The 25994-nt window shown below is 56.4% G+C and carries 23 protein-coding genes and 1 pseudogene; 5 read left to right on the top strand and 19 right to left on the bottom strand.

The genetic code is table 11. The features are described from left to right. A pseudogene (gene glyA, locus AC2FNU_RS15285) lies at nucleotides 1-396 on the top strand (serine hydroxymethyltransferase); the annotation flags it as partial. A gap of 89 nt (nucleotides 397-485) precedes the next feature. On the opposite strand, the gene AC2FNU_RS15280 reads toward glyA, so the two are convergent. From AC2FNU_RS15280 to AC2FNU_RS15265, 4 genes are all read right to left on the bottom strand, one after another. Further along, nucleotides 486-770 carry a YiaA/YiaB family inner membrane protein gene (locus tag AC2FNU_RS15280; protein ID WP_171093944.1) on the bottom strand — a complete coding sequence of 95 codons (285 nt, stop codon included), beginning with the start codon at nucleotides 768-770 and terminating at the stop codon, nucleotides 486-488. 37 nt (nucleotides 771-807) lie between these two features. After that, complete coding sequence (locus AC2FNU_RS15275; RefSeq protein ID WP_496790093.1) at nucleotides 808-1485, bottom strand: PspA/IM30 family protein; 678 nt, start codon at nucleotides 1483-1485, stop codon at nucleotides 808-810. A 93-nt stretch (nucleotides 1486-1578) separates the two neighbouring features. After that, entirely contained in the window at nucleotides 1579-2169 is a 591-nt protein-coding gene (locus AC2FNU_RS15270) for a TetR/AcrR family transcriptional regulator (protein ID WP_496790090.1), read from the bottom strand. Between the two features lie 57 nt (nucleotides 2170-2226). Next, complete coding sequence (locus AC2FNU_RS15265; RefSeq protein ID WP_496790087.1) at nucleotides 2227-2601, bottom strand: hypothetical protein; 375 nt, start codon at nucleotides 2599-2601, stop codon at nucleotides 2227-2229. Nucleotides 2602-2701: 100 nt separating this feature from the next. On the opposite strand from AC2FNU_RS15265, the gene AC2FNU_RS15260 reads away from it, so the two are divergent. Beyond that, on the top strand, nucleotides 2702-3460 hold the full coding sequence (locus AC2FNU_RS15260; RefSeq protein ID WP_496790085.1) for an alpha/beta fold hydrolase: 759 nt from the start codon (nucleotides 2702-2704) through the stop codon (nucleotides 3458-3460). Here the strand turns inward: AC2FNU_RS15260 and AC2FNU_RS15255 are convergent, their stop codons facing one another. From AC2FNU_RS15255 to AC2FNU_RS15235, 5 genes are all read right to left on the bottom strand, one after another. Further along, on the bottom strand, nucleotides 3461-3646 hold the full coding sequence (locus AC2FNU_RS15255) for a hypothetical protein (protein ID WP_496790081.1): 186 nt from the start codon (nucleotides 3644-3646) through the stop codon (nucleotides 3461-3463). 92 nt (nucleotides 3647-3738) lie between these two features. After that, nucleotides 3739-4116, bottom strand: coding sequence for a rhodanese-like domain-containing protein (locus AC2FNU_RS15250; protein WP_496790078.1), 378 nt, complete (start codon nucleotides 4114-4116; stop codon nucleotides 3739-3741). A 66-nt stretch (nucleotides 4117-4182) separates the two neighbouring features. Next, entirely contained in the window at nucleotides 4183-5535 is a 1353-nt protein-coding gene (locus AC2FNU_RS15245; protein ID WP_496790075.1) for an HlyD family type I secretion periplasmic adaptor subunit, read from the bottom strand. Between the two features lie 2 nt (nucleotides 5536-5537). Next, a complete protein-coding gene (locus tag AC2FNU_RS15240) occupies nucleotides 5538-7607 on the bottom strand; it encodes a type I secretion system permease/ATPase (protein WP_496790071.1) in 2070 nt (689 codons plus the stop codon). 192 nt (nucleotides 7608-7799) lie between these two features. Beyond that, complete coding sequence (locus AC2FNU_RS15235; RefSeq protein ID WP_496790069.1) at nucleotides 7800-9755, bottom strand: type I secretion protein; 1956 nt, start codon at nucleotides 9753-9755, stop codon at nucleotides 7800-7802. Here AC2FNU_RS15235 and AC2FNU_RS15230 point away from each other — a divergent pair. Further along, entirely contained in the window at nucleotides 9754-9885 is a 132-nt protein-coding gene (locus AC2FNU_RS15230) for a hypothetical protein (protein WP_496790066.1), read from the top strand. The two genes, AC2FNU_RS15235 and AC2FNU_RS15230, sit on opposite strands and share 2 nt — an antisense overlap. Nucleotide 9886: 1 nt before the next feature. Here the strand turns inward: AC2FNU_RS15230 and AC2FNU_RS15225 are convergent, their stop codons facing one another. Further along, nucleotides 9887-12181, bottom strand: coding sequence for a hypothetical protein (locus AC2FNU_RS15225; protein ID WP_496790063.1), 2295 nt, complete (start codon nucleotides 12179-12181; stop codon nucleotides 9887-9889). A 599-nt stretch (nucleotides 12182-12780) separates the two neighbouring features. Here AC2FNU_RS15225 and AC2FNU_RS15220 point away from each other — a divergent pair. Beyond that, a complete protein-coding gene (locus AC2FNU_RS15220; protein ID WP_496790061.1) occupies nucleotides 12781-13533 on the top strand; it encodes a helix-turn-helix transcriptional regulator in 753 nt (250 codons plus the stop codon). Continuing rightward, on the top strand, nucleotides 13526-14023 hold the full coding sequence (locus tag AC2FNU_RS15215) for a hypothetical protein (protein WP_496790058.1): 498 nt from the start codon (nucleotides 13526-13528) through the stop codon (nucleotides 14021-14023). Before AC2FNU_RS15220 ends, AC2FNU_RS15215 begins: the two co-directional genes overlap by 8 nt. A 494-nt stretch (nucleotides 14024-14517) precedes the next feature. Here AC2FNU_RS15215 and AC2FNU_RS15210 read toward each other — a convergent pair whose 3' ends face one another. The 9 genes from AC2FNU_RS15210 to AC2FNU_RS15170 form a co-directional block, all read right to left on the bottom strand. Next, nucleotides 14518-16206 (bottom strand): ABC transporter ATP-binding protein, encoded by a 1689-nt coding sequence (locus AC2FNU_RS15210; RefSeq protein ID WP_496790055.1) that lies wholly within the window; start codon nucleotides 16204-16206, stop codon nucleotides 14518-14520. Then, the gene (locus AC2FNU_RS15205) at nucleotides 16203-17117 is read right to left on the bottom strand and encodes an ABC transporter permease (RefSeq protein WP_496790051.1); all 915 of its coding nucleotides are present in this window, start codon (nucleotides 17115-17117) and stop codon (nucleotides 16203-16205) included. Before AC2FNU_RS15205 ends, AC2FNU_RS15210 begins: the two co-directional genes overlap by 4 nt. Further along, the gene (locus tag AC2FNU_RS15200) at nucleotides 17114-18082 is read right to left on the bottom strand and encodes an ABC transporter permease (protein ID WP_170339894.1); all 969 of its coding nucleotides are present in this window, start codon (nucleotides 18080-18082) and stop codon (nucleotides 17114-17116) included. Before AC2FNU_RS15200 ends, AC2FNU_RS15205 begins: the two co-directional genes overlap by 4 nt. Then, on the bottom strand, nucleotides 18083-19636 hold the full coding sequence (locus AC2FNU_RS15195) for an ABC transporter substrate-binding protein (protein WP_496790048.1): 1554 nt from the start codon (nucleotides 19634-19636) through the stop codon (nucleotides 18083-18085). A 55-nt stretch (nucleotides 19637-19691) separates the two neighbouring features. Continuing rightward, nucleotides 19692-21266, bottom strand: coding sequence for an ABC transporter substrate-binding protein (locus tag AC2FNU_RS15190; protein ID WP_496790046.1), 1575 nt, complete (start codon nucleotides 21264-21266; stop codon nucleotides 19692-19694). Nucleotides 21267-21807: 541 nt separating this feature from the next. Next, the gene (locus tag AC2FNU_RS15185; RefSeq protein WP_496790041.1) at nucleotides 21808-22587 is read right to left on the bottom strand and encodes an IclR family transcriptional regulator; all 780 of its coding nucleotides are present in this window, start codon (nucleotides 22585-22587) and stop codon (nucleotides 21808-21810) included. Nucleotides 22588-22598: 11 nt separating this feature from the next. Continuing rightward, a complete protein-coding gene (locus tag AC2FNU_RS15180; RefSeq protein ID WP_171096759.1) occupies nucleotides 22599-23957 on the bottom strand; it encodes a TRAP transporter large permease in 1359 nt (452 codons plus the stop codon). Beyond that, nucleotides 23957-24622, bottom strand: a complete 666-nt coding sequence (locus AC2FNU_RS15175) for a TRAP transporter small permease (RefSeq protein WP_171096760.1) — start codon at nucleotides 24620-24622, stop codon at nucleotides 23957-23959. Before AC2FNU_RS15175 ends, AC2FNU_RS15180 begins: the two co-directional genes overlap by 1 nt. Nucleotides 24623-24689: 67 nt before the next feature. Beyond that, nucleotides 24690-25928: a TRAP transporter substrate-binding protein gene (locus AC2FNU_RS15170; RefSeq protein WP_496790032.1), complete on the bottom strand. Its 1239-nt coding sequence runs from the start codon at nucleotides 25926-25928 to the stop codon at nucleotides 24690-24692. Nucleotides 25929-25994 lie beyond the last annotated feature (66 nt).

Raw genomic sequence — 25994 nt, 5'->3', positions numbered from 1 at the left:
GCGCAGGCGCTGTCGGATCAGCTGATCAAGGGTGGTCTGGACACCGTGACCCACGGCACCGACACCCATGTGGTGCTGGTCGACCTGCGCCCCAAAGGCGTGAAGGGCAATGCGACCGAGAAGGCTCTGGGCCGGGCGCATATCACCTGCAACAAGAACGGCGTGCCGTTTGACCCCGAAAAGCCGACCGTAACCAGCGGCATCCGTCTGGGCTCGCCCGCCGGCACCACCCGCGGCTTTGGCGAGACCGAATTCCGCCAGATCGCCGACTGGATCATCGAAGTGGTCGACGGCCTGGCCGCCAACGGCGAAGACGGCAACGGCGCTGTCGAAGCCAAGGTCAAAGCCGAAGTCGCAGAGCTCTGCGCACGCTTCCCGATCTACCCGAACTTGTAAGCGGTAAAAAACAAATGATAACGGCGCCTCAGAGGCGCCGTTTTTCTTGTTAAGGCTCAGACCGAACTCTACGGCCTGGACGGATAGGATCAGACCTCGCCCTCGGCCTCTTTCAAAGCATCTTCAAGCAGTTTCTCATTTCGCGCCTCTTCGATCCTGTTGATGCGATCCTCGGCCGAGCGGCTGTCAAAGCGGTATTTCACAACGTTGATCAGACTGAGTGTAAGCAAGACAATGCCCATACCCCAGTATCCCTTAGTGGCCAGCGGCACGTCAGTGGACAAGTACAAAGAGATGCCCAGCAACAGATAAGCCACAGCCACGCCAGCACCGTTCAGCATCAGGATCAGGTTGTTTTCACCACGATTGGTCATTTGAAGTCTCCTTATTCAATATACAGGTTCGTTAGTTTCAGGATTGAGCCTTAAGGCGGCGCAGAACATCCGCTGCGCTAGAGCGGGTTTTTGGCCCATACCCGGCCTCTTCCATCCGTTGAGCCACGGTGCTGTGATCCAAGCCCGCGTCGATCTCGCGCAGGATTTCGGATTGTTCAAACGGGTCATCCTGAGACATCACTCGGGCGATCAGCTCTTCTGCCTCTTCCGCCGGGCTTGTGCCACCCAGATGACGGTTCAGCCGTTTTTGCAGCCCCTGCTCTCGTTTCACCGCACGCGCCGAGATTGCGCCCTGCTTGAGATCCAGAATACGGCGGTTGGCCGTCTGCACCGAGTGGCGCAGTTGCAAGATACGCGCCTCAAGCCGGTCGACGGTTTGCTGGCGCAACGCCATTTCGTTTTCCAAATCCGCAACCGCCTGCGCCGCGCTTTGAACAAGATCCTGCTGATCATCTGCCAGCGCCTGACGGGTCCTTTCCATCAAATCCTGGATGCGGGCCTGCAAGGTTTCGATTTGGCGGGTTTCACTGCGTTGCTTTTGAATCAGGCTGGCAAGCGTCAACTTGGCGGCCTTCAGGTTTTGGTCGGCCTCCCGGATTTTCTGGTCAATCAGCTCAATTGAAAAACTATCGCGCAGCCTGTCTTCGGCCCGGGCATTTGCACCACTCATCAGGGTCTTCAATGTATTGAACATGTGATCCTCCAAATTCATGAACATCGTTCACATTTCGGAGATAGCAATTTCGTGAACAGCGTTCAAGTATTTTTTTGAACGGCGTTCAGGAAACTATTTGTTTCCAATTCGTGAAAGAACCTGCGCGATCATGCGTTCAATCTGTTCAGGCGGCACGCCCGAGATACGGTTCTCTAGCCCAAGGGTGACGATTCCGTGCACCGATGAGAACAGCGCCCGTGTCATCAAATCCATCTCGACTCGATCCAATTCGGGGAACAATTCGCTGACAGGTTCGGCGATAAAGGAAAACAGGTCTTTCAACGCGTTGCGATACCAATCGGGTACTGAGCCATCATTCGGCATCTGCAGGTCAAATAAAGCCCGCCACAGATTGGCATTTTTGTCGGCGAAATGCAGGTAGGCCGTGCTCATGACAATCAGGCGCTGCACCGGTGGCTCACTGCCGTCAAAAGACGTTCCGACCGCTTGCCCAAGACGTTTGAACGTGCGCCCGTTCACAGCCATGACAATCGCGTTCAGGTCTTCAAACACGTTATATATGGCACCCAAAGCGCATCCAGCATCTTTGGCCAGATCGCGCGCACGAAGGTCGCTCAGACCGTGTTGATCGATGCGTATCTCGGCCGCCTCAACCAGTTTTTCGCGCAACTGCTCTCGCCGGATTTGTGCTTTGGTTGACATTGCGCCCTCAGAGATTGAACCACGTTCAGATCCATGCGCATAATCCGGAAACCAAGGTCAGATCAAGCCACGCCACAACAGAAAAACCAGCAGCAGTGTCGTCAGTGCCAGCAAGTTAAAGGCCAACCCACCCAGCATCCCAAGGAACCAGCCCCATCTGCGGTCGGCCAGATTGATCGCGCTGAGATGTCCTTGCACGACATCTGACGCACGGATCAGTTTGGGTGTGTCCAGTACCTGCCTCAGTTTGGGATGCGCGGCCATCGCCTCGGACCGCGCCAGCACCATGGCTTGTTTGTAAACACGTCGCGGCAGGCGTCGCTTGGCTTTTCGGATCGACGCCTCAAGCGTTTTGTCCCGCACGCCAAGCTTGGCCCGCAACAAGGCTACGGTCTCGGCTATCCGGGTTTGAATGTCTGTGTCCTGCGACATGGGACCTCCTGCGGACCTCCTGCCGCGGCAATCTAGCGTGTGGTTCAAAGACCTACAATGGGGCTGGTCGTCTGCAGTCCGCGCGGGTATCACTCGGGACATGCTGAATACAATTGTACATGGCGAACCGACCGCCCTTCCGCCACTTATCATTGCACATGGCCTGTATGGATCCGCTCGCAACTGGGGTGTGATTGCCAAACGGCTTTCAGACGAACGGCAGGTCGTGGCGGTGGATATGCGCAATCACGCCCGCAGCATGTGGGACCCTCAGCATGACTATCCACATCTGGCGCAGGATATCGCCGAAGTGATCGAACAGTTCGGCGGCGTGGCCGATGTGCTGGGGCATTCGATGGGGGGAAAGGCCGCGATGACGCTGGCGCTGCATCACGGGTCCTTAGTGAACAAGCTGGTGGTCGCAGACATTGCGCCAGTTAAATACACGCACAGTCAGATCCAGTTCATCGAGGCCATGCGGGCGGTTGACTTTTCACGCATCGAACGCCGGTCAGACGCTGAACAACAGCTTGCCGAGCAGGGCGTCGAGAAGGCCCTTCAGAGCTTTTTTACCCAGTCTCTGGATATCAACGGGAAACGCTGGTTGCTTAATCTGGATGTATTGGCGGACCAGATGCCAAATATCATGGGTTTTCCCGATCTGGATGGCTCGTGGAACGGGCCTGCGCTGTTTTTGTCCGGTGGTGCCTCAGATTACGTTCTGCCAGTGCATCGTGACAAAATCCGCGCGCTGTTTCCCAGCGCACGGTTTGCAAAAATCCCCGGAGCCGGTCATTGGTTGCACGCCGAGAAACCGCGCGAGTTTGAAGCGGCCGTCAGAACGTTTCTGAACGCTTGATCATGCGCCCTGATACAGCCGCTTTGCGACCATCCAGGACGCGGGCGCAGCAAGCACGGCCCCTGCTGCTGCGGCACCAACAATTGCACTGAGCGAAACCATATCGGCAGACAAAACGGCGATCACAGCCGAGCCCGACAGGGCAGTTGCGATCAGTGAATACAGCATAGCGGCAAGGCGAAACATGGCCGGACTTCCTTTTGGTAACTTCCGGCCAAACATCACACGATTCGAATGTGTTTCGCTTTGATTTGGGTCAGATGCGAAACGCCCGTATGTCAGGCGCTTACAAGCTCGCCGCCCCCGTTCACCCAATCCACCAAGCCGCCAAGGTTGTAGACCTGCTGATATCCCATGTCTTTCAGCAGCTTGCCAGCCAAAGCCGCGCGCCCACCCGAAGCGCAATGCAAGATGATAGGGCGGTCTTTGCGCAGTTCCGGGTCGTGGGATTGCAGCGTGTCATCTGCCCGGAACTCCAGCATCCCGCGCGGGATATGATGCGCCCCGGCAGCACGGCCGGTGGCTTGCAATTCCGATGCATCCCGAATGTCCAGAAGAAGCCCGCCCTGCTCTAGAATGGTCTTCGCCTGCGCTGTATCAATCCGCGCAACCACCGCATTTGCGGCCTCCATCATGTCTTTGACCGTTACCGGCATAAGTGTACTCCTTCACCTGTTCCAGCAAAGGGTAACATGCAAAAATTGGAAGGTGTAGCCGTGACCTCAATGCTCACGAAACGCACGAGACATGCTGTCTGACACTGGTTTCGCGATATAGGCGGCAAAGGTCCTCTCTTCGGTCTGGATCATGATTTCAGCGGGCATCCCGGGCGTTGGGATAAAGCCGCTGACACGTTGAAGTTCATCCGGTGTCAGGGAAATGCGCGCGAGGTACACTTCTTGCGGGCTGCCTGTGGTCTGTTCGGGCAAAGCATCAGCAGAAATATAGAAAACCTCTCCATACAGCACAGGGGTCGTGCGCTGGTTCAAGGCGATCAGACGCACCGAGGCTGTCTGCCCTGTGATCACGCTGTCGATTTCCGTGCGGGGAATCTGCGCTTCGATGATCAGCGGGGCATCGGCTGGCAGGATCTCGGCAATCGGTTCGCCGGTTTCAATAACACCACCCGGCGTGTGGTAGTGCAGCCGCACGACCGTACCGGAAACTGGGGCCCGGACAACCGCCCGGTCCAGAACGCTGCGGGCCTGACGGGATTTTTCACGCACGCTTTCCAAATCGGCTTCAATCACGCCCAGTTCGTCCAGCGCAGCTTCGCGATAGGCAGACCGAGTGCGCATGATCTGTTCTTCGTATTTCAGCAGCATTTGGTTGATTTCCGCGGCCTCGGCCTGCAAGCGCGCTTGTTGACCTTCAGCCTCGGCCTGAACGCGGCGGATCGTGTTGAGCTCGCCCTTGCGGACCAAGCCTTTCTCATAAAGCTGGCTTTTGGCCTCATATTCCTCCTGCAAGATCTCAGCGCGCCGCACCATACTGTCCAGCTGAGCTTCAAACCCACTGGATCGGATTTTCAGCGCCTCCATGTTCCGCTCAAGCAATGCGACATCATTCAGCAACGTCTTGCGCGACACATCAAAGCTGAGCTTTTGCCCATCGAGAATAGCCATGACCTCGACATCATCGGATGCCTCAAGCAGATCAGGTGAAAAGACAAGGCGGTCTTGTTCGCCGTATTCGGCCAACAAACGCTGGGTCATAGCTTGCAAGCGTAGTTTGCGGATGAACAACTCACGTTCATTGGCCTGTGCCGAGGTCTGATCCAGCGTCATAAGAACCTCACCGGCCTGAACCGTTTGCCCCTCGACCACTTTGATATCTTCGATAATTCCACCCTCAAGATGCTGAACGATCTTGTTACGGCCAGTGGCAACAAAGCTGCCTTGTGCAATTACCGCAGCCGCCAGAGGGGCGCTGAACGACCAGACGCCGAAACCGCCAAAACACACCAAAAGCATAACCAGCCCGATGGCAATCAGCCGATTGATCGAGCGGGGAACCTCGGCATACCAGACCTGAGGTTCATCGGCAGAGTTCTTCACAGGTACGAGGTCATTCATGGTCAGCCCCCCTGTTGGCCTTCAATTCCGGTTTGTTTGCGCGGCGCGTTGATCTGTTGCAGAACCTGATCGCGCTGCCCGAACAGGGCCACGCGCCCGTCAGTCAGCAACATGATCTTGTCGACCACGTTCAACAGCGTCGGTTTCTGTGTGATGACGACCACGGTGATCTTGCTTTCGCGTGCCTGTTCAATCGCCCGGGCCAGCGCCTTGTCCCCAGCCACATCGAGGTTTGAATTCGGCTCGTCCAGCACAACCATTCTCGGGTTGCCAAAGAACGCCCGCGCCAGAGCAATGCGCTGCTTTTGCCCACCGGACAATGGTGAGCCGTCAGCAGCCACCACCGTTTCATACCCTTGCGGCAGGGTTGCGATCATGTTGTGTACGTCAGCCAGAACAGCGGCGTCGTGGATCTGTTCATCGGTCGCGTCTGCCCGCATCCGGCCGATATTGTCTTTGATCGTTCCCGGGAACAGCTGAACATCTTGCGGCAGATAGCCAATGCTTTCCCCAAACTGCCGCGGATCCCAGTTGCGGATGTCCATCAGGTCCAGCCGAACACTGCCAGATGTGGGCAGGATGGACCCGACCAGCGTTTTCCCGAGGGTCGTTTTACCAGCACCGGAATTGCCGATGATTGCCAACGTTTCTCCGGGTGTGAGTGAGAAAGTGATCCCGTTCAGAACAACGCGTTTGGTTCCTCCGGGCACATAGAGCAGCCGCTCCACATCCAACCGGCCTTCAGGGCGCGGCAGGCGCAGTTTTTCGTATTGCAAGGCCGAGGTCGACAGCAGAGCCTTGATCCGGCTGTAGGCCCCGCGCGTTAACAAATAGCTGTTCCAGCCTTCAATCGAACCTTCGATGGGTGCAAAGGCACGACCTGCAATGATCGACGCGGCAATCACCATACCCCCGGTAATTTCGCCTTGAAGGGCCAGATAGGCGCCCCAGCCCAGAATACCAATTTGGGTCAGCAACCTGACAGCCCTTGAAACGGCGGCGAAAATCACGTTGCGGTCTTGCGCGCGCACCTGCCATGTCAATGACTGAGCGGTGTCCCTGCCCCAGATCCGGACGGCCTCGGGGATCATAGCCAGCGCGTTGATGATCTGGCTGTTGCGCGACATCGAATCCAGATGCTGGTTCGCCAATGACTGCGCCTTGTTGGCCTCGGCAAAGGGTTTGGCCGTCATTTTCTGGTTGATCAGGGCAATTGTCATCAACAGCAGCGCGGTCACGACCACGATCATGCCCAACTGTGGGTGCACCAGGAAAATCATCAAGATGAACAAGGGCGCGAAAGGAACATCCAGAAACGAGATCAAAGTGCCCGACACCAGAAAACCACGCAGCTGCTGCAAGTCGCCCAACGTTTGATACTCGCGCCCGTTGCCATGCAGTGAAGCATGGGCTGCAGCACTCAGCACAGGGGCACCCAATCGGGCCGCCACTTCAACCCCGGTGCGCATCAACATGAACCTGCGCACCGCGTCAAAGGCTGATTGAAAGATCACCGCGCCTGCAACGATTGCCGTCAGCATAATCAATGTGTCCAGCGACCGGCTGGTCAGAACACGGTCACTGATTTGGAACAGATAAATCGGGATCGCCAAGATCAGGATGTTCGTGGCGCAGGTCAGAACCAGCACAAAAGCCAGGTTACGCCAGATCGCGCGGATCGACACGCGCAAGGTGCGCTGAAAGTCTTCGGGCGGAGTTCTTTTGTGAAAGGTTTGGGGTGGCCCTTTGCCATCGCCGCCGCCGGTCTGATTTTGCGGCAGTGGCTGGTTCGCTTTGGCCTCAATCGTGGTGCCCATGCGGTTATCGCCGTCCGCGCGCGCAGAGGGGGTCTTACGCGCGGTCGTTTCCTCGGCGGTATCCTGATCGGGGCCATCAGCATCGGCCACCCCATTGCCGCCACCCGTCGGGTCTTTGTCTTGTGCGGGCTGCGGCTGTGCACGCCGATGGGGAGGATCAGCGCGCCGTTGTTCGCGTGAGTGGTGTTGGTCTTCGGAATGCTTCAGTTTCTCAGGTTTCTCTGTCTGTTTTTCATCTGGGTCTGACACGCGCATCTGCTGCGTCAGATGCAAACGAGGTGCGATTTCTGGGCTTCTGGTCGCGGGTTTCACCCTTTCACCAAGACTATGATTTTGCGGTCTTCCTCCACCCTGCCTGTCCAATGGGCTGGATAAGTAAGGGCGGCGCGACGTGAATACGATCGACATCTACTAACCTTCTGGTCACTCAGTAAAAAAACAGGAAAATCAGGCCAGCACGGATTGCAGGCCGTCGTCGTTGGTCGTGGTATCTGTTGCTGGGGTGGTTAAAGCCAACGCAGCATCAGGCTGCGCGATACTCATATCGCTCATTATGGCAGCGATGGCTTCATTGGTCATTGTCGTTATGTCTTCATTGGTGGGCATATCGAGCAGGCTGGCCTGATGCAGCAATAGATCAGAGTACGCGCCATTAGCGGCCATGATCGTCGAGTCCACACCCAGCTTTGTCACGCTTGCGCTGTTCAACAAAGCGTTGCTGCCAGCCACCACCTCGGTCTGGGATGCATCAGGGCCGGACAGGTCAACATCATCCTGATCCTGCATCAAGGTTGTTTGTTCAACGACGTTCACTTGTACCATATCGCCGTCGATCTTGAGGACACGGATCTGCTCCATCCCTGCGAAATTGGGATCATTCAGCAATGCATCTTCCAGGGCCGCTATATCGGCGGCTGCCAATGCCATTGTATTGGACATACCTTGAGACATATCCTGATAGATGTCTTCCCCCACTGTTTTCACAGAGGCTTCGTTCATCACCAGATTTTCGTCGCCACTGGCCCCATCTTCATACGCTGCCGGATGCATCCCGCCGCTGACAATATCATCGTCTATCAGCACTAGGGTTTGGTTGATCACGTCCACCGAGACCATGTTCCCATCGATGATGATCACATCATAGTAGTTGCCCAACTGGATAAGATCCGAGACGTTATACATCTCGTTATCGCCCAGCGCGTACAGGGTCGAAGAGGCCGAAATCTCGGTCTGAATCTGATCGATATCTGTGGCATCGATCTCCTGCTTGATGAAATTCGCAACCACCAAATCGCCCTGAACATGGTCCACGATAATAATCGGTGCCGCAGCCGCAGCACCGGATGTTGCTCCAAGCCAGGGTGCCGTTTTGGATTCGACCTCGATTTGCGACGTCTGCACGATGTTGGTGCCGCTCCCCGTTCCCGGCACACCTTGATCCCAATCAGACACAACAGCGACCTGACTAATGGCCGTCAGGTTGACCGCCTGCCCCCCAACAGCAATTATCGGGGCATCCACCCAAGCCACAGTGGCCGCCATTGCGTTTATCGCAACGTTGCCACCGGTCACAACCAGGTGCCCGTCATCAAATTCCGGATCCTTAGACTGATCCCATTCATCGGGATACGGCAGCTCAGCCGTATCTTCTGTGTCATCAGGCTGATGATATTCCGGGAGCAGATCTTTCCATTCCGGAGCGTCCGTCACATGTTCACCGTTGACGATGACACCCAACGCTTCATCGCCATGGAACTGGTGCACCGTCGCGCCTTCTATGTCCGAGATCGCCGGGTTTGCCATCTGCTCGGCAAATGCCTCAAGCATTTCGGTGGATTGGTAGTCCGCGAGTGAAAAAGATGGCGCAGCGACGGCATGAAGCGACAAAGCCATATCCAGCATCTGCTCGCCTTGGGCCATCAGCACCTCAGGATCCCGAAAGTCGCCCTCGCCCACAACGTCGTTATCGCGCATGTAGACGCTCTGCACCGTAACGGTCAAAGCCGAACCCAAAGGCACTGTTTCCGGCGGCAGAATGATCAGTTGGATAAAGTTGGACGAACCAGCCTCAACCGTTTCGACTTCTGGCACATACCGCACAGGTTCTACAGTACCGTCGATAACAATCACCGCTTCCGAAACCGGCCCGGCGGGCGCGTTTGGCAGCGGCAACTCGGGGTCAGCGGGTTGGAAGGTATAGGGCAGAGCTTTGTACTCGCCCGCTGGAATATCAAGGTCTGCCTTGATGTGGATCGTGGCCGGATCCTCCAGCCCTTCTATTTCGGCTTTACGCCTCAGAGCGGTAAATTCTTCGTACTGATCCCTCAGCCGAGACTGTTCGATCGTAAGCTCAAAAGTTCCAACAAAATGCGCTATCGTTTCAGAAATACTGTCTAGGGCCATGTCGGTTTTCCTTTACACCCGCAGCGGCACAAATTTCCGCTTTGGGTTCAGTTGGGCCGGGGCCGCGTTTTACGGCCCCGGCAGTTTTGAAAGACTGACGGGGCCCGAAAATGCGGGCCCCGCTGTTTGACTTAGGTGTCAGTGTCGTCGCTTGCGTACGAGGACGTCATCGAACCACCAACCATGGTCGTATCGACCGAGTTACCAAGCACGTTGGCACCCATGACGATCGATTGGTTGAAGGCCGACGTATCGACAACCGCCGCAGCCGAGGCGTAGGATTCACCGGTCACGATTCCATCGCCACCGTTGTTTGCGCCCCAATTGCCGCCCGTGCCGCCTGCGCCACCGTCACCCGAATAGGCTCCGGCTGCACTGCCGCCCGTGATGGTGCCACCCATGGTGTCACCCGAGGTTGCGCTGCCCATCGAGGATCCGCTGGTTCCGCCGTTTGCAGCTGACGCGCCACCGGCACCGCCGTTACCCGAGTCGGCTGACCCTGTCGCATCACCAGATCCTGTCGATGTCGAGTCGTTGTCGGAACTACCCGCGCCGCCGTAACCGGCAATCGCTTCGGCCAGACTGTCCGCGGCACCATTCGTATCCGCGTCACCAAAGACATCCGCAGCGCCACCATCGCCAGCGGTATTGGCTGCATCTGCAGAACCCGCGCCGCTGCCACTGGAGGTAGAGGTTGGTGTGTTGCTGCCGCCAGCGCCGCCGTCACCGTCAGCCGCTGATGTGCCGGAACCCATCGCATCTGCTGCGCCGTCGGCTGTATTCGAACCGCCGTCACCGCCGCTGCCATCGGTGGCCTGCGAATTGCTGGCTGAACCGTTCACATCGCCTGGGCTCTGGTCGATATCCGGGCCGCTTGCCGACTGGTCGCCAACGCCCTGGGCGTCAGAAGTTGCGTCTGCGGTTCCGCCGGAACCGTCGCCGCCCGAGCCGTCGCCAGCCGTTCCGTCACCGCCGTCACCATCTCCGCCGGTTCCGTCACCACCGGTTCCGTCACCGCCTTCGCCGGGTTCGGCATCAATCATGCCAAGCTCTTCCTGCAGCTCCATGATGGCAGCTTCAAGCATCGCGGCAAAACCGCCTTCGCCGTCACCACCAGTTCCGTCACCACCGGTTCCATCACCGCCAGTTCCGTCGCCGCCAGTGCCGTCGCCACCGGTTCCGTCACCGCCGTCACCATCAGCTGAACTGTCCGCACCACTGTCTGCCGTGCCATCCGCTGTGTTGTCGCCAGCACTTGCGTCATTGGCTTCGGTGTCGCTGTCGCTGCTGTTCGAAGCTGAACCTTCGGTCGCTGCATTACCGTCGCCGCCGTCCGCTCCGGACGCATCCGTGGCATTGTCCGCCGTGCCCGTACCGGTTCCGGTCGAGTCAGAATCGCTGTCTCCACCATCTGCGAAACCTGTAGAGCTTGCACCGGACAGACCCAGACCCAGGCCTAAGCCAAATGAGTCCGCGCTGCCGCCAGCGCCGCCGGTTCCATCACCGTCTACGCTTGTGCTGCCATCGTTGTCCGAAGAGGCCGAACCGTCAGCATCGCCGCCATTGCCACCCGAGCTGTCACCGGTCGAGCTGGCGTCGGACGTGCCCATGCCCATGCTTGCATTGGACGCGTCGCCCGAAGATCCACCGTCTCCACCTGCCGAGTCCGCATCAGCGCTTCCGGTGTCACCACCTGCGGCCCATGCGTGGCTGCCAAGCGTTGACGAGTCTGCCGCGCCGCCGACTGTGGTTCCGCCATCACCCGAGTTGCCGCCATCTGCATTCGCCCGGATACCTTCTGCAGCCGTAGCTGTGCCGCCATTGGCGTCGCCGTTCTGGTAGAAGCCTGAATTGTTCGCAACACTCGCAGATTCCAGCGTGTCATCATCGCTCAGGCTGGCAACCTGGTTGTTGACTGATGACATCGCCGTACCGGCACCATCCATTGAGATGTCCAGATTCATGTCATCGCCGGGATCATAAGTCAGATCACGGCCTGCGGTAATCACATCACCAACTGTCGCCGAATCCCCAAGATCCAGATCAACCTGATCATCGTCGCGCGGAATCCACTCACCGCCGCCGAAATCAATATTGATAGCGTTGTTGTTGGAGTTGTCGTTGCTGTCATCACCGGCATCAAGCGTCTGAGACTGGTCTTGTCCCTGATCTTGGCCTTGGTCCTGACCCTGATCCTGGCCTTGGTCTTGACCTTGTTCCTGACCCTGATCCTGGCCTTGGCCCTGATCCTGACCCTGATCGTTCGAGTTGTCGACAGTCTGGTCTTGCTGCTGCTGTTGCGCTGTCAAATCAGCCTCGACAAAGGCTTCTTCCACAGGAATTTCAACATTGACCGGAGCATCCAGATTTTCGACGTTAATTTCATCGACGGTCGTTACGTTGGTATTATTTACATTACGTCTCATGACAAAATCCCATTTCTGGAACGCCAGACCGCCATTCATCTACAAAGCGGCATCAGGCGCGGTTGAAACAAAAACCCACACGCAGCGAAAAAATCGCTGAATGCGGTCTGCGTTTACTTATTCGAGGCCACCTCCTTTCCCGGCTAAGCCGAAAACGTGACCCCCAATTCAATGCTAAAATACGCTGAGGGCGATCACGTCAGGGATAGTTGCTTCTGAAATTGAAGCCCGGCCATGTTCGCAGCGCCATCAGCCCGCGCCTAGCTGATTGAAAGTACTAAACTTTGTAAACATTTGTTAAATAACTTTATTTTTTGAAAAACTGCCAAAATGAGCTCAACCATGACCAAAGTTCTAGTTCTAGAAATCGTCAAAAAATAAACACAATTGTTTCCACCGGTTACACAAAAGAAAGCACGAAAACCTAATCAATAGTTCTATTTCTACCCAGTCGGGTCTGCATCGTCTGGTTGTAGACATTCAAAACTTGAGGTATAGTAAAAAGGATATAATTCATTGATTAGTTAACGTTTTTTACCCTGGTTCTATTTTATTAAAGCACCAATTTTCCGGTTACGCCTGTTTTGTAGGGGGCAATAATGAGTAAGTCTTTGCAGAATGAAACTGCCAATGTTGACACTTATTCCGAAGATTTATCGATAGTCTTTGTTGGGAAAGAACTGTTCTATTCCAATCAAACGCTCAGGAGTGTTCAGACCGAGTTTGGCGTGCACGCAGAACGGTTCGAGAGCCTTGACGCGATGCGTGCGCATGCGCCAACCGGGAACAAGATCATCGTTGTCGACCAAATGATGATCGAAGATCTGCTGTCGCGTCCCAATGCTTATACCAACTCAACAGGTGCCGGTTGTCTCGCATTTGCCTATCGCAAAGAGGACTCGGCCCGCCGATTGTTCCAGGGGTGGGATCGGGCGCGACTGGGTGAGATCGGTTTTCTGCCAATGAATGTTGCGCCTGATGCATGGCGCGCGATCTTAAGATTGCTGATGCATGAAGAGCTGTATTTACCAAGTTTTCTGGCTGACTGCGTTCCGGCACCATCCCAAAGTATCACCCCGGCTGCTATCCAAGCGCCGCCGGTAGCTCCAAATGGCGTCGACAGACATGCCCGTTATTCGAAACTGACCCGCCGTGAAAAACAGGTGCTGCAACTTGTTTCGCAGGGCAAAAGCAACAAGCTGATCGCCGCCAAGCTGGGGATAACGGAACACACAGTCAAACTGCACATGCACAATGTGGTTGGCAAGATTGGCGTCAGCAACCGGACCGCTGCGGCGCATTTCTATTTTGAGGTCGCGCCTCACGCGGCGCAGCAGTCAGCCCTTGACTGACACGTTCGAAACCCGGTTCGACCGCCTGATCTTGTTGGTTGGTCGATTGAACTACATGTGGACCAATACGGAAAGCCTGTTGATCCACCTGATAGCGGGCCTGACGGGGGCATCCAAAGACGTCTCTGTGATCATTTTTCTGACGCTGAACACCACCCGCGCCCGAATCGATCTGGTCGAGCGGCTGGCCAAGATGGAGGGGCGGTCGCCGCAAGTCCGGGACCCGATCCTTGCTCATACGCAGCGCCTGTCAAAGCTGTCGGGCATCCGCAACAAATACAACCATTGTATCTATTCCTTCGACCCTGAAAGCGGCAATCCAAAGACCATTCTAATGCGGATCGCGGATCGTAAGACCGACATCAAACTTGGTCGCGAAGATACAGTGGATGACGATGCCTTACGTGAGATTGAGCGGGTCGTTGATCAGCTGTCCGCAGCAAACAAGGACATTTGGAAGTTGATACAAGATCTGGGGTATCCGGTTTAGGTCAAGCCAGCGTGTCCAGCTCCAATGCACCTACAATAAAATGGACAGCTGAATAAAGCAGGACCGGAACGTACCATAAGGTTCCCTGTAACACAGTTTCAGCCAAGTCCTATGGCACAAAGGTGACGGTCAATACGAGATCTCGCAGCAACACGGTCATTTGGTCGGCCGTAGCGTAGGAGTGTCGCTCAATTCGACATTTCCTAACTATTCAGTTCTACGGACCGATTTCAGCGAACACCTCAACCAGGTGATTTCCGAAAACACCCGGATGCTCCTAAACGCGCTGACCCCGCCTGGCACAGTACAAACTGCTTCGGAAGTTGGTTTGCGAGATGTATCAAGCGCCAAGGCAGAAACGCTCAACGTATGGGACGCGCCTTGAGAGTGTTTTCGGCGAATACCAAAACCATCCACAACACTTGCGACCGCTACGATCAGCCATGCAAAGACCTCTCGTTCGGGCTTTGCGGAACCCTATCAACCCGGTAAGATTACGCCAATTGCTTTAGCCGGGGCATCAAATCCAATAGTTCCCGTGTATACGGATGCTCTGGAGAGTCGAACAACGAGTCCGTCTCCTGAACCTCAAGCAGCTGCCCATTGCGCATCACACCCACCCGGTCACACATCTGACGCACGACCGGGAGATCATGGCTGATAAAGAGCATAGTCAAGCCAAGATGTTCCTGCAGGTCTTTGAGAATGTTCAGGATTTGCGCTTGAATGGATACGTCCAAGGCGCTGGTCGGCTCATCGCAGATCAGAAAACGGGGCTGAGTTGCGAGGGCGCGCGCAATACAAATGCGCTGACGCTGCCCACCGGAAAATTCATGCGGATACTTACGCCACGCGTCCTTGGCTAGCCCAACCCAGTCAAGCAATTCGCGCACACGCGGTTCGACGGCGGGCTTGGGCAGGATTTTGTGATGATGGATGGGCTCGGCCACGAGGTCCCCAACCCTCATGCGGGGATTCAGGCTGGAGAACGGGTCTTGAAAGATCATCTGGATCTGGCGGCGGTAGGCTTGCAGGGCCTCTGCCTCCATGACTGTGACGTCTTCGCCATCAAAGATAACCCGTCCGCCGTCCACGGGGTAGAGCGTTCCAATCATCCGCGCGACCGTGGACTTGCCAGACCCACTTTCGCCCACAAGGCCGAAAACCTCACCGTCGCGAATGTCAAAACTCACTTGATCGACGGCAGTGAAGTACTTGCGTTGCGATGGCAGCAACCCACCTTTTTGCAGGAACGTCTTAGTGATGTTTTCGACTTCCAGCAGCTTGCCGGATTTGGACAGGTCGGTCTTGTCCCAATGGGCCGCCAGATCGTCGATCTTGAAGGTTCTTTCCCGCTCGCCATAATTGACCACTGGGAAACGCTCGACCTTGGTGTGCGGGCGTGGCACGGCGGCAATCAGGGATTTGGTATACTCATGTGTCGGCGCGCCGAGGATCTGATCGGTCGTGCCGCTTTCAACCACATGGCCGGAATACATCACGGTCACCGTATCCGTGGTGTCGGCGATAACACCCATATCGTGGGTGACGAGGATCACGCCGACCTGACGTTCCTTTGCCAGTTCCTTGATCAGATCCAGCACCTGCGCTTGGACCGACACATCCAGGGCCGTTGTAGGTTCATCCGCGATCAGAACACTGGGTTCGGTACAGAGCGCGAGCGCGATTACCACCCGCTGACGCATCCCGCCGGAAAACTGGTGCGGATACTGGTTGAAACGGTCCGCCGGGTCGGGGATGGACACGCGATCCAGCAGGTCAATGGCGCGCTTTTTCGCCTCGGACGCGGACAGGCCAAGATGCAGTTGGATCGTCTCGACCAATTGCTCACCAACCGTGAACAGCGGGTTTAGCGAGGTCAGCGGGTCCTGAAAGATCATCCCGATCTCTTTGCCCCGGATCCGGCGCTTGTCTTCGGCGTCCAACTCGTCAATGCGGCGCCCATTCAGCCAGACCTCCCCCTCTGACACATGGGCCGGAGGGTCCAGCAGGCCGATCACGGCGTTGCCGGTCATGGACTTGCCTGCACCGCTTTCGCCGACAACGCCCCGTATTTCACCCGGGTGCAGGTCGTAGGTCACGTGCTCGACCGGTTTGAAGATGCCGTGGCGGGTGGGGATTTCCACCGTCAGGTTGCGGATCGAAAGAACGGGATCGGTCATTTCAGCCTCGGGTTCAGAACATCGCGCAGCCAGTCGCCCAGTAGGTTCACACTCAGCGCCAGTGCCAGCAGGGTGCAGGCGGGGAAGAACAGGATCCACCACTCACCCGAAAACAGGAAGCCCTGCCCGATGCGGATCAGCGTGCCCAGCGACGGTTGCGTTGGTGGCGCGCCTACGCCAAGGAAACTGAGCGTCGCTTCGGCAATGATCGCCAGCGCCAATGAAATGGTCGCGATCACCAACACCGGTGACAGTACATTGGGCAGGATGTGGCGCAGCATGATGGTCAGCGGGCTTTGCCCGATGATGCGCGCGGCGGCAACGTAGTCTTTGTTCTTCTCGACCAGCGTTGCACCTCGGACGACCCGCGCGAATTGCACCCAATCGGACAGGCCAATGGCCAGGATCAGCACCCAGATCGCCATCTGGTCGCGATACTCCACCGGAGTAATGCCTTTGGCGATGCCAAAGATCAGCATGGCCAGAAGGATCGAGGGGAAGGTCAGCTGCACATCCGCCGTGCGCATGATGATGGTTTCAGTCCAGCCACCGAAATAGCCCGAGAGCAGGCCCAGAATAATGCCCAGAACCATGGCGAACAGAACGGCCGCTACCCCAACGAAAAGCGAGATCCGCATTCCATAAAGGATGGTCGAGAACACATCCCGCCCCTGATCGTCGGTGCCCATAAGGAAGCTTTCGCCGGTAAAGGCATTGGGTTCCATCGGCGGGGTGAAGCCGTTCATCAGGTTCAGGCTGGCCGGGTCAAACGGGTTTGTCGGAGCAATCAACGGTGCAAGGATGGTGGCGAGGATCAGGATCAAAGCCACCGTGGCCGAGACCATGGCCACGGGTGAGCGGCGAAAGGCGTAGAACTGGTCGCTGTCCAGAATGCGTTTAACACGGCTCATGCGCTGACCCTCAGGCGCGGATCGATGAAGGCGTAAAGGATATCGACCGCAAGGTTGATGGTGACAAAGATGACCGAGATCATCATCAGGTAAGCTGCCATGACAGGGATATCCACGAACTGGATTGCATTGATGAACAGAAGGCCAAGGCCCGGCCACTGGAACACTGTCTCGGTGATGATGGCAAAGGCGATGATGGCCCCCAGTTGCAGACCGATGATGGTGATGACCGGGACCATGGTATTCTTCAGCGCATGACGGAAATTGATGGTCCGGTCACTCAGACCACGGGCGCGGGCAAAGCGGATATAATCTTGCCGGAGGACCTCCAGCATCTCAGACCGCACCAGCCGCATGATCAGGGTCATCTGGTACAGACCCAATGTAATCGCTGGCAGGATCAAGGCTTTAAGTCCGCTGCTTGTCAGCAAGCCGGTGTTCCACCAGCCCAGATCTACAACCTCTCCGCGCCCGAAGCTGGGTAGCCATCCAAGTTCAACCGAGAAGATGTAAATCAGCAGGATCCCGATAAGGAAGGTCGGCAAGGACACCCCGATCAGAGAGGCTGACATGATGAAATTCGCTGCAAACCCGTCTCGCCTGATTGCGGTGAACACACCCAGCGCGATACCCAGAACAATGGCAAATACGGCCGAGACCAGTGCCAGTTCCAACGTCGCCGGAGCGCGCTCGGCCAGGATTTCCGCGACCGGACGCCCCTGACGGAAGCTGACGCCGAAATTGCCCTGTACCGCTTCTTGCAGAAACTTCACATATTGCACCGGAAACGGCTGATCGAGACCCAGCTGAGCCCGCAGGCGTTCCACATCTTCCATGGTCCGTTCCTGCCCCAGCATGTTGTCGATCGGGTCGCCGACAAAGCGGAACATGGAAAAGGCGACAAGGCCCACGACGAACAGAACCAGCGCCGACTGGGCAACGCGCCTGATAATGTATGACAGCATTTAGTTGACCGTGACCCATCGCAAAAGAAAGAAGTTATCCGTCCGCTGCGTCAGCTCGATATTGCTGCGCGCACCCCAGACCAGAGCCTCGACGTACAGCGGCACATAAGCCACTTCGTCCTGCAGGATGGCTGCGACTTCATCCAGCATGGCCTGACGTGTTGATTCATCGATCTCCGACTGGATCATCGGCAGCAGCTCATCCACGCGCGCGTTCGAATAGCCGCCAAAGTTCCATGATCCCAGCTTCTTTTCTTCGTTCGGGGTAGAAGCAAGGAAGCGCACAGGATGCTCGGCATCAAACGTGCCCGGCGACCAGCCCAGCAGGTACATGTCGAAATTATCGGCGCGCAGTTCAGGCCAGTAGTTCTGAACCGGCATCGCATCGAGCGTCACGTTCAGCCCGGCCTGAGTCAGCATGGCGGTAATTGCCTGACAAACGGATTCGTCGTTCAGGTAGCGATTGTTAGGGCATTTGAAACTGACCTCGGCCCCCTCTGCCCCAGCCTCGGCCAGCAACGCCTTGGCATCTTCGGGGTCATACCCATAGGGGTCTGCGTTCGCAGCCGAATAGCCGCGCATCGCAGGACTGACCAACTGGCTCGCCACCTCTGCATTACCGCGCATGATGGTTTGCAGGATAGCGGGAACGTTAACTGCCTTTGCCACCGCCTCGCGGACGCGCGCGTCTCGGAACAGGTCAGAGCCACCCTGCCCGGCTTCGCTCGCGCCTTCCTGCTGGTCGAATCCCAGCATGATCACGCGCGCTTCGACGCCCTGAATGACCTTCACGTCCGGATTGCCTTGCAACCGAGCCACATCCTGAATTGGAACCGGGTTGATGAAGTCCACATCTCCAGACAACAGAGCCGCCAGAGCGGTTGCCGGGTTTTGGATCGGCACCAGTTCGGCCCGGGTCAGGTTGTGTTCTGCTTCGCCCCACCAGCCTTCGAAGGGCTCGAGAACGGTACGCAGGCCAGGCTCTCGCGCGGTGACTCGGAAGGCTCCGGTGCCATTGGCGTTCAGGGTCGCATAGTTACCTGCTTCTTTGTCGGGAAGGGCTGCGTCGTTTGCCTCGGCCCAGCCGCTATCCATGATCATCCAGTTGGCGATGCTGTCCGGGAAGATCGGGTTTGGTGCGCTGGTCATCACGTCGACGGTGTAATCGTCAACTTTTACCACCTCGCTGACCGGCGCGAACCAGCTGCGCGTGTCGGAGTTTTCATCGGACGCGCGTTGGTACGAGAAAATCACGTCATCGGCGTTGAATTCGGACCCATCATGAAACGTCACCCCCTCGCGCAGGTTGAACCGCCAGCCTGCGCCATCCCCAATGGTTTCCCAACTGGTGGCCAGCGCCGGTTCAATGGTCATATCCTTGCCCCGGCGCACAAGCCCTTCATAGACATTGTTCAGAAACCCCAAAACGGGGGCAGAGTTGACCGCATGAGGATCCATTGTTTGCGGGTCCGTTGTAACGGCAAACGTGAACTCTTTGGCTGAGACAGGAAAGGCAAGCGCGCCCAAAAGCGCGGCAGTGGTCAGACGTTTCATGATAGCTCCCACTTTTTGGTGGCGGGCCCCGTAGTTCGAGGCCCGGCCACGTTTCTTAGTTCAGGCCGAAATGCTTGACCATAGGCTGATCTTCGGGATCAACGTTGATGTCCAGATTTTCGGCCATACCCCAGTTCAGCACCTGATGGTGGATAGGGATATACAGTTGTTCGTCCTGCACCACGCGCCAGATCTCGGCGATTGCCTGATCGCGCGCAACAAGATCCGTGTTCGAGGCCAGCGACTTAATCTTGGCATCCAACTCATCATTGTCATACCCGGTGCCGTTCCACGTCCCAATGTCGCTTTCACGGCCATGGACCAGGAAGTTGAAGATGTATTCCGAGTCATAGGTCGGAACACCCCAGCCCAGCATGTAGAAATCGGTCTTTCCGTCCGTGATCAGCGGGAAATGCTGCGCCTTCGGTTTGGCATCCAGATTCACAGTGATACCAATCTGACCCAACATCCCGACAGCGGCCTGACAGATACCTTCATCGTTGATGTAGCGGTCATTGGGGCAGTCCAACCGGATCGAGAAGCCGTCGGGATAACCCGCCTCGGCCAACAGAGCCTTCGCGCCTTCAACGTCCGTGCTGCTTTCACCGTCCATCTCGGCAGTCCAACCGTTCACGAACGGCGGGGCGATCATACCGGCAGGTTGCGACTGACCGCGCATGACCACCTGTTGGATGGCGTCGCGGTTGATCGCTTTGGACATAGCCTGACGTACCCGGACATCGGCCAAGGGGTTCTTGCCATCGACGTTATCCGCTTCGATATCGTCCGCGCCTTGGTTCATACCAAAGAAGATCACCCGGTTTTGCGGCGCTTGTTTGACGACCAAACCGTCCACAGCATTCACCCGGTCCAGGTCCTGCACCGGCATATCCTGAAGGAAGTTCACCTCGCCCGACAGCATCGCCGCAACGCGGGTCGCGTCGTTCTGGATGGGCGTATAGATGATTTCGCTGATAGCCATCGGGAACTGATCACGACCCCAATAGTCTTCGTTCCGCTCCATGACGGTTTTCACATCGGGCTCGCGGCTGACCAGTTTGTAGGGGCCGGTTCCGTTCACATTGACGGTCGCAAAAGTGATCTCACCACCTTCAAAGTCCTGAACGTTGACCGCGTTATTCGCCTCGGTCCAGCCTTTGTCCATAATGAACAGGTCGGTGAGGTTCGCAGGCAGGATGGGGTTCGGACCGTCCGTCTCGATCTCGATCGTGTGGTCGTCAACAGCGCGCACCTCGACAATCGAGTTGATCAGCTCTTTCATGTCCGAGTTCGGCTGCTTCGCACGGTTGATGCTGAACACCACGTCTTCTGCGGTGAAATCGGCGCCGTCATGGAATTTCACACCCTGGCGCAAGTTGAACACCCATACATTCGGATCGCTCTCGCTGGGGGCCCAATCGGTCGCAAGCGCAGGCTCAAAAGCACCGCTCGTGTCGCGAATGATCAGAGGTTCATACATCTGGTGGCGCACGGTATGCGTCGGCCCTTCGTTCTGCGAATGCGGGTCAAGCGTCAACGCATCCCCCGAGCGCGCCCAACGCAGGGTTTCGGCATTGGCCAAAGACGTCGTCGTCATCAACAGCGCCAGTGCGAGTATTGGTTTATTCATTATTTTCTCCCATTTTGCAGTCGTTTAACCGCATTGAACTCACGATACTGTGTCGCGAATTTCTGTGAACGTTATGGTTGTGGATAGCATACCAACTGCGAATGCATGTCAATCGCTCAACTCGGTACTGAGTTGCTAAACGTAAGCGAACCGGGATTTTAGGAGGACAGACACTCTCCCCAAAAAACACCGCATCAAGTGTCTATTGCTCAGGCGAGGCGAAAGCAAACCTCAAAAAACAAGCTTCCAATACCAAAAAGTAAACCCAGACAGCGTTGACGGGAACTGCGCTTCACAGAATCTGGGTACATGTCCGCCGTAGATGCGAATGACTGCAATGCAGGACTTTGCCGACCTGCCCATTTTGCACTTGAACAACCGCTTTCGGATTTTTGAAATCATTTTTCAGTATCGGCCATGCCCGGCAAATCGGGAACTGACCTTAGCTCTGACAGCTTGTCATCTGAATCCCCTAGCCGGCTTGATAAGATCTGTTTCAGTCTGATTTGACAAAAGCCTTGATCATGTTCACGGGCAGACTTCAGTCAGTTAGCATTTCCGAGAGCTCACCTGCTCCTTTTTGCAGGATGTTCAGAAAGGACAGCAGGCTGTTGACGTCGTGACGTTGGGTCGGAGCATGCACAGAAAGTGTGCCCACCAATCTGCCTTGTCCATCACGAATGGGCACGGCGATGGCCGTCATTCCGGCCATGAATTCCTCATCATCTGTCGCGTAACCCCTTTCAGCGATTCCGCGGATTTCGTCGCGTAGTGCTTTAGGGTCCGTTAGGGATCGTTCGGTCTGCGGTTGCAAATTACCTGCAGAGAGAAACCCATCCAACGTCTTCTGACGCAGAGTAGACAGGTACATCTTGCCACTGGCTGTGCAATGGAAGGGCACCTGGGTACCGATTGGCAATTGGATGCGCAGTGGCCATTTCGTTTCGACCCGGTCGAGGTAGATCATCCCTTCCCGGTCTGGGATGGCTAAGTTGCAAGTCTCACCAACGTTTTCGGCGACGCTGCGCAAGATTGCCAATCGCGCGGTGCGCAGGTGTTCGGACGACATGGTATTGACCGAAAGCAACCGCAGCCGAGGCCCAGGGCCATATGAGCGGCCATCCAGATCCCGCTGCAGAAAACCTTCAGCCTCTGCGGTTTGGAGCAGACGGTGGACTGTAGGCTTCGCCAGCCCCAATGTCTCGATCAGCTCCGCTGGTTTGATGGCGACCCCACGCCGCGCCACCTCCTCAAGGATAAGAAGAAGGCGCAGGTTGGTCGGGATCTGAGTTTCTTTGTCTTGTGTTTCCGTCTCGGCCATCCCGCAACATTCTAGTTATTTGGCAGCAGGATCAAGGCCAGATCGGGAACAAGAGACACCAAGATCCACACCGACAGCAAAGCCGCCAGATAGGGCACCGTGTATCGCAAGAGCCGGAAATAGGGTACACCCGTCACGCCTGATGCCACATAGAGGTTCAAACCGTAAGGCGGCGTGATGAAGCCGATAGACGCACCCACAAGGAAGATCACCGAGAAATGGATCGGGTCTATTCCAACCGAGGCCGCGATTGGCGCGAGTATCGGCGCAAGGATGATCGTCACTGGCAGGCTTTCCAGCACCATGCCTGAAAAGAAGACAATCACCATCGAGGTAAACAGAACCGCGTGGTAGCCGCCCATCGAGGTGACAAAGTTCCCAATGGTTTCTTGCGCCCCCAGCAGCGACAGGATTTGCTGCATCACCACTGAAATTGCGATCAGCGGTGCCAGGATGCCTGTAATCTGGGCTGACCGGATCACAATTGAGGGGATCTCCGGGATCGTAAAACCTTCGACCACGAACATCTCGGCATAGGTTTTTTCGGTTGGTGAAATGTTGTTGCGGGCTCCCATCAAGCGGTTGATCGGATAGCTGACCAAACCTGCGATCACGCAAAAACCCACGGTCACGCCAGCCGCTTCGGTGGGTGAGAATTTACCGGTGTAGATGCCCCACAAAACCAAACCGATGGCAAAGAAGCCAAGCCAAGCGCCAAACGCGGTTTTCAACACTCGGTTCAATTGCAGCGGTATCAGATACCCCCAGCCATTCATGCGGCAGATGATCCAGCAGGCGAATTGCATCCCCATGACCATCAGCGCTCCGGGCAGGATACCCGCGACGAACAGCTCCGAAATCGGCAGGTTCATCAGGAACCCATAGACAATGAAAATAATCGACGGCGGAATGATAATCCCCACCGTGCCACCCGCCGCCGCAGTGGCCGCGCTGAACCGCTCATCATAACCGCCCTTGACCATCTCCGGGTGCAACATGGAACCAATGGTGGCAGTCGTGGCCGAGTTCGAGCCCGAGATAGCGGCGAACAACCCGCACGCCCCCAGCGAGGCCATCGCCAACCCGCCGCGTATCCAACCCAAACAGGCATAGGCGAAGTCGCTGAGCCTCCGGGCGATACCGGATTTGTTGATCAGGTCTCCGGTCAGGATGAACAGTGGCATCGCCAGCAGGGCGAAACCCTTGTTGAAGACGTTCAGCAACTCGGCACCCATATTGTCGAGCGTCAAGCCAAGGACAAACGAACACCCGATGACCCAATAGCCGATGACCAGCAGAACCGGCACGCCCAGCATGAATAGAAATGTGACCCCAACCGAGATCAGTGTGACCATGGTTCCATCTGTCATTAGTCTGCTCCGATCACGGCCTGTTTGATGAGCGGTTCGCCTGTTTTCCAGTTGTGCAGATCATCCGCGAGGTTTTGAAACACGCGCCCTACCATCAAGAAGAAAGACAGCGGCGCAGCCAAAAGAAACCACCACTGCATGACATTGTCGGTACCCAGTACGATCTGGAAATTTGACGCGGACAGGGCGACCAGTCGGGACGTGGTGACAATGACGATCACAGCGAAGATAAACCACAAAACCGCATCAAGGATCAGGCAAGCGAGTTGCCCTGCCCGCGGCATTGCGGTGCGGAATTCGCTAAAGCTCAAGTGCGTACGAAGGCGTACGTTGTAAGATGCGCCAAACCACGCCATGACCATAAACAGCAATGGCGGAATGGTCGTCGACCATGGTTCTTGATCATTGAACACGAAGCGGTCGATCACACCCCAGAAGATGATCAGTGCAATGGCAAGATAGGAATAAACCATGACTGATCGTTCCAGATGACGTTCTATGAAGGGCACCTTTCTATAGACCAACATGACCAGAAAACCGCCAAGTGCCGAGACGACTGCACCAAAAACCCAAGCAGCGTCAGATTCCAGAGCGGATTGAATCTCGAACGAATCCTGGCTGAGAAAGGCGCTGAAGATTGCGCCTATGTCTGCCCATAACGACATGTACCCCGTCCTCCCAGTCGGTGTGTTTTTGGAACCGGCCCGTTTGGGGCCGGTTCACATCAGCTTATCAGGCTTGGCCCATCCACCAACGGCGCGGCTCTACGTTTTCTGGCAGGGTGTCAGCCGGAATTTCACGCGCGATGTCGTAGATTTCCTGATACGTATCGATGCCGCCCGCCCATTTGTTCAGGCGTTCACGCCACTGCGCCCAAGGTTCTGGGTTATAGTTCGGGGCGCACATTTCTTCGGCCAGTTTGATCTGATCGTCCGGCAGGAAGGCCGGGCGGACACCGTTTTCGGCAAAGATCGTGTTGGGAAGCTGCGGCTCCGAGAAGCCAACAGTGTTCAACAATGCAGCTTCATTCGCACCTTGGATCAACGCCTGAGTGAAGTAGGAAGACTCCATCACTGCGTCCTGCAACTCACCGCCGAGGCTGTCGAAGACCTTGGCTGACATCGAGGTGTGCTCGGTGCCGCAGAAGAACTTCAGGTTCACCGACTGCGAAACCACGGGGGCCATATTGGCGTAAGCCACGGCGGAGGCCCAGGTTTCAGCCCCGTCAATCAGACCGGTTTTCAGCGCGTCCAGTGTTTCTTCCCAGGCCACCGGAACCGGGTTCAGGTTCAGCAACTGCATTGCAATCCGGCCCAACTGCGTGCCGGTCACGCGGTTTTTGGTGCCGAACAGCTCTTCCAATTTGGTCACTGTGGGCTTGTCGGCAAAGGTCGAACCCATTTGCAGGCCGCGCAGTTCGCAGTGTGTAAACAGGAACTTCAAGCCGTGCCGTTTCTCCAGGGGGTCGCGGAGAATGCGCTGGCTCGCAGGGCTGTAGAAGAAATAGTACTGCGCCGCACGGCTTGGGAACATATAGGCGTAATCCAGCACGTTCAGATAGGGCGCGCCACCAGCCGAATTTTGGGTCGATGCGGCGTAGATATCGACGATTCCCTGCTGGGTTTTCTCAACACAGCTGAGCTGACCACAAATCTGATTGTCACCGATGAATTCGATCCTAATCTCACCATCTGTGCGTTCTTCCAGATCGCGCGCGAATTCGATGGCCCCGGCGCGTTCGATCAGCAAGTTGCGGGTGTTGAAGCCCGAGGCGCCGAATTTCAGCGTATGCTTGGGTTCTTTCGAAAAGCGCTTTTCGTAGGTGGATTCGGCCGCCTGCGCCAGATTCGCCAGGCTCATCGCCCCACCAAACCCGCCTGCTGCCAGCAGAGTCGAACTCATGCCGTAACGACCTGCAACGCGGAAGAAATCTCTCCGCGAAATCCCACTTAGTTTCTTACCGATCTCCATTGCTTACCTCCCTGATCGCAATTATTGAGACGTTTTGTATCAAAAAAGGCTAGTATAATTCGATCA

This window comes from Ruegeria sp. BHSB064 (assembly GCF_059613205.1).
This window is presented reverse-complemented; position numbering and strand designations above follow the sequence as displayed.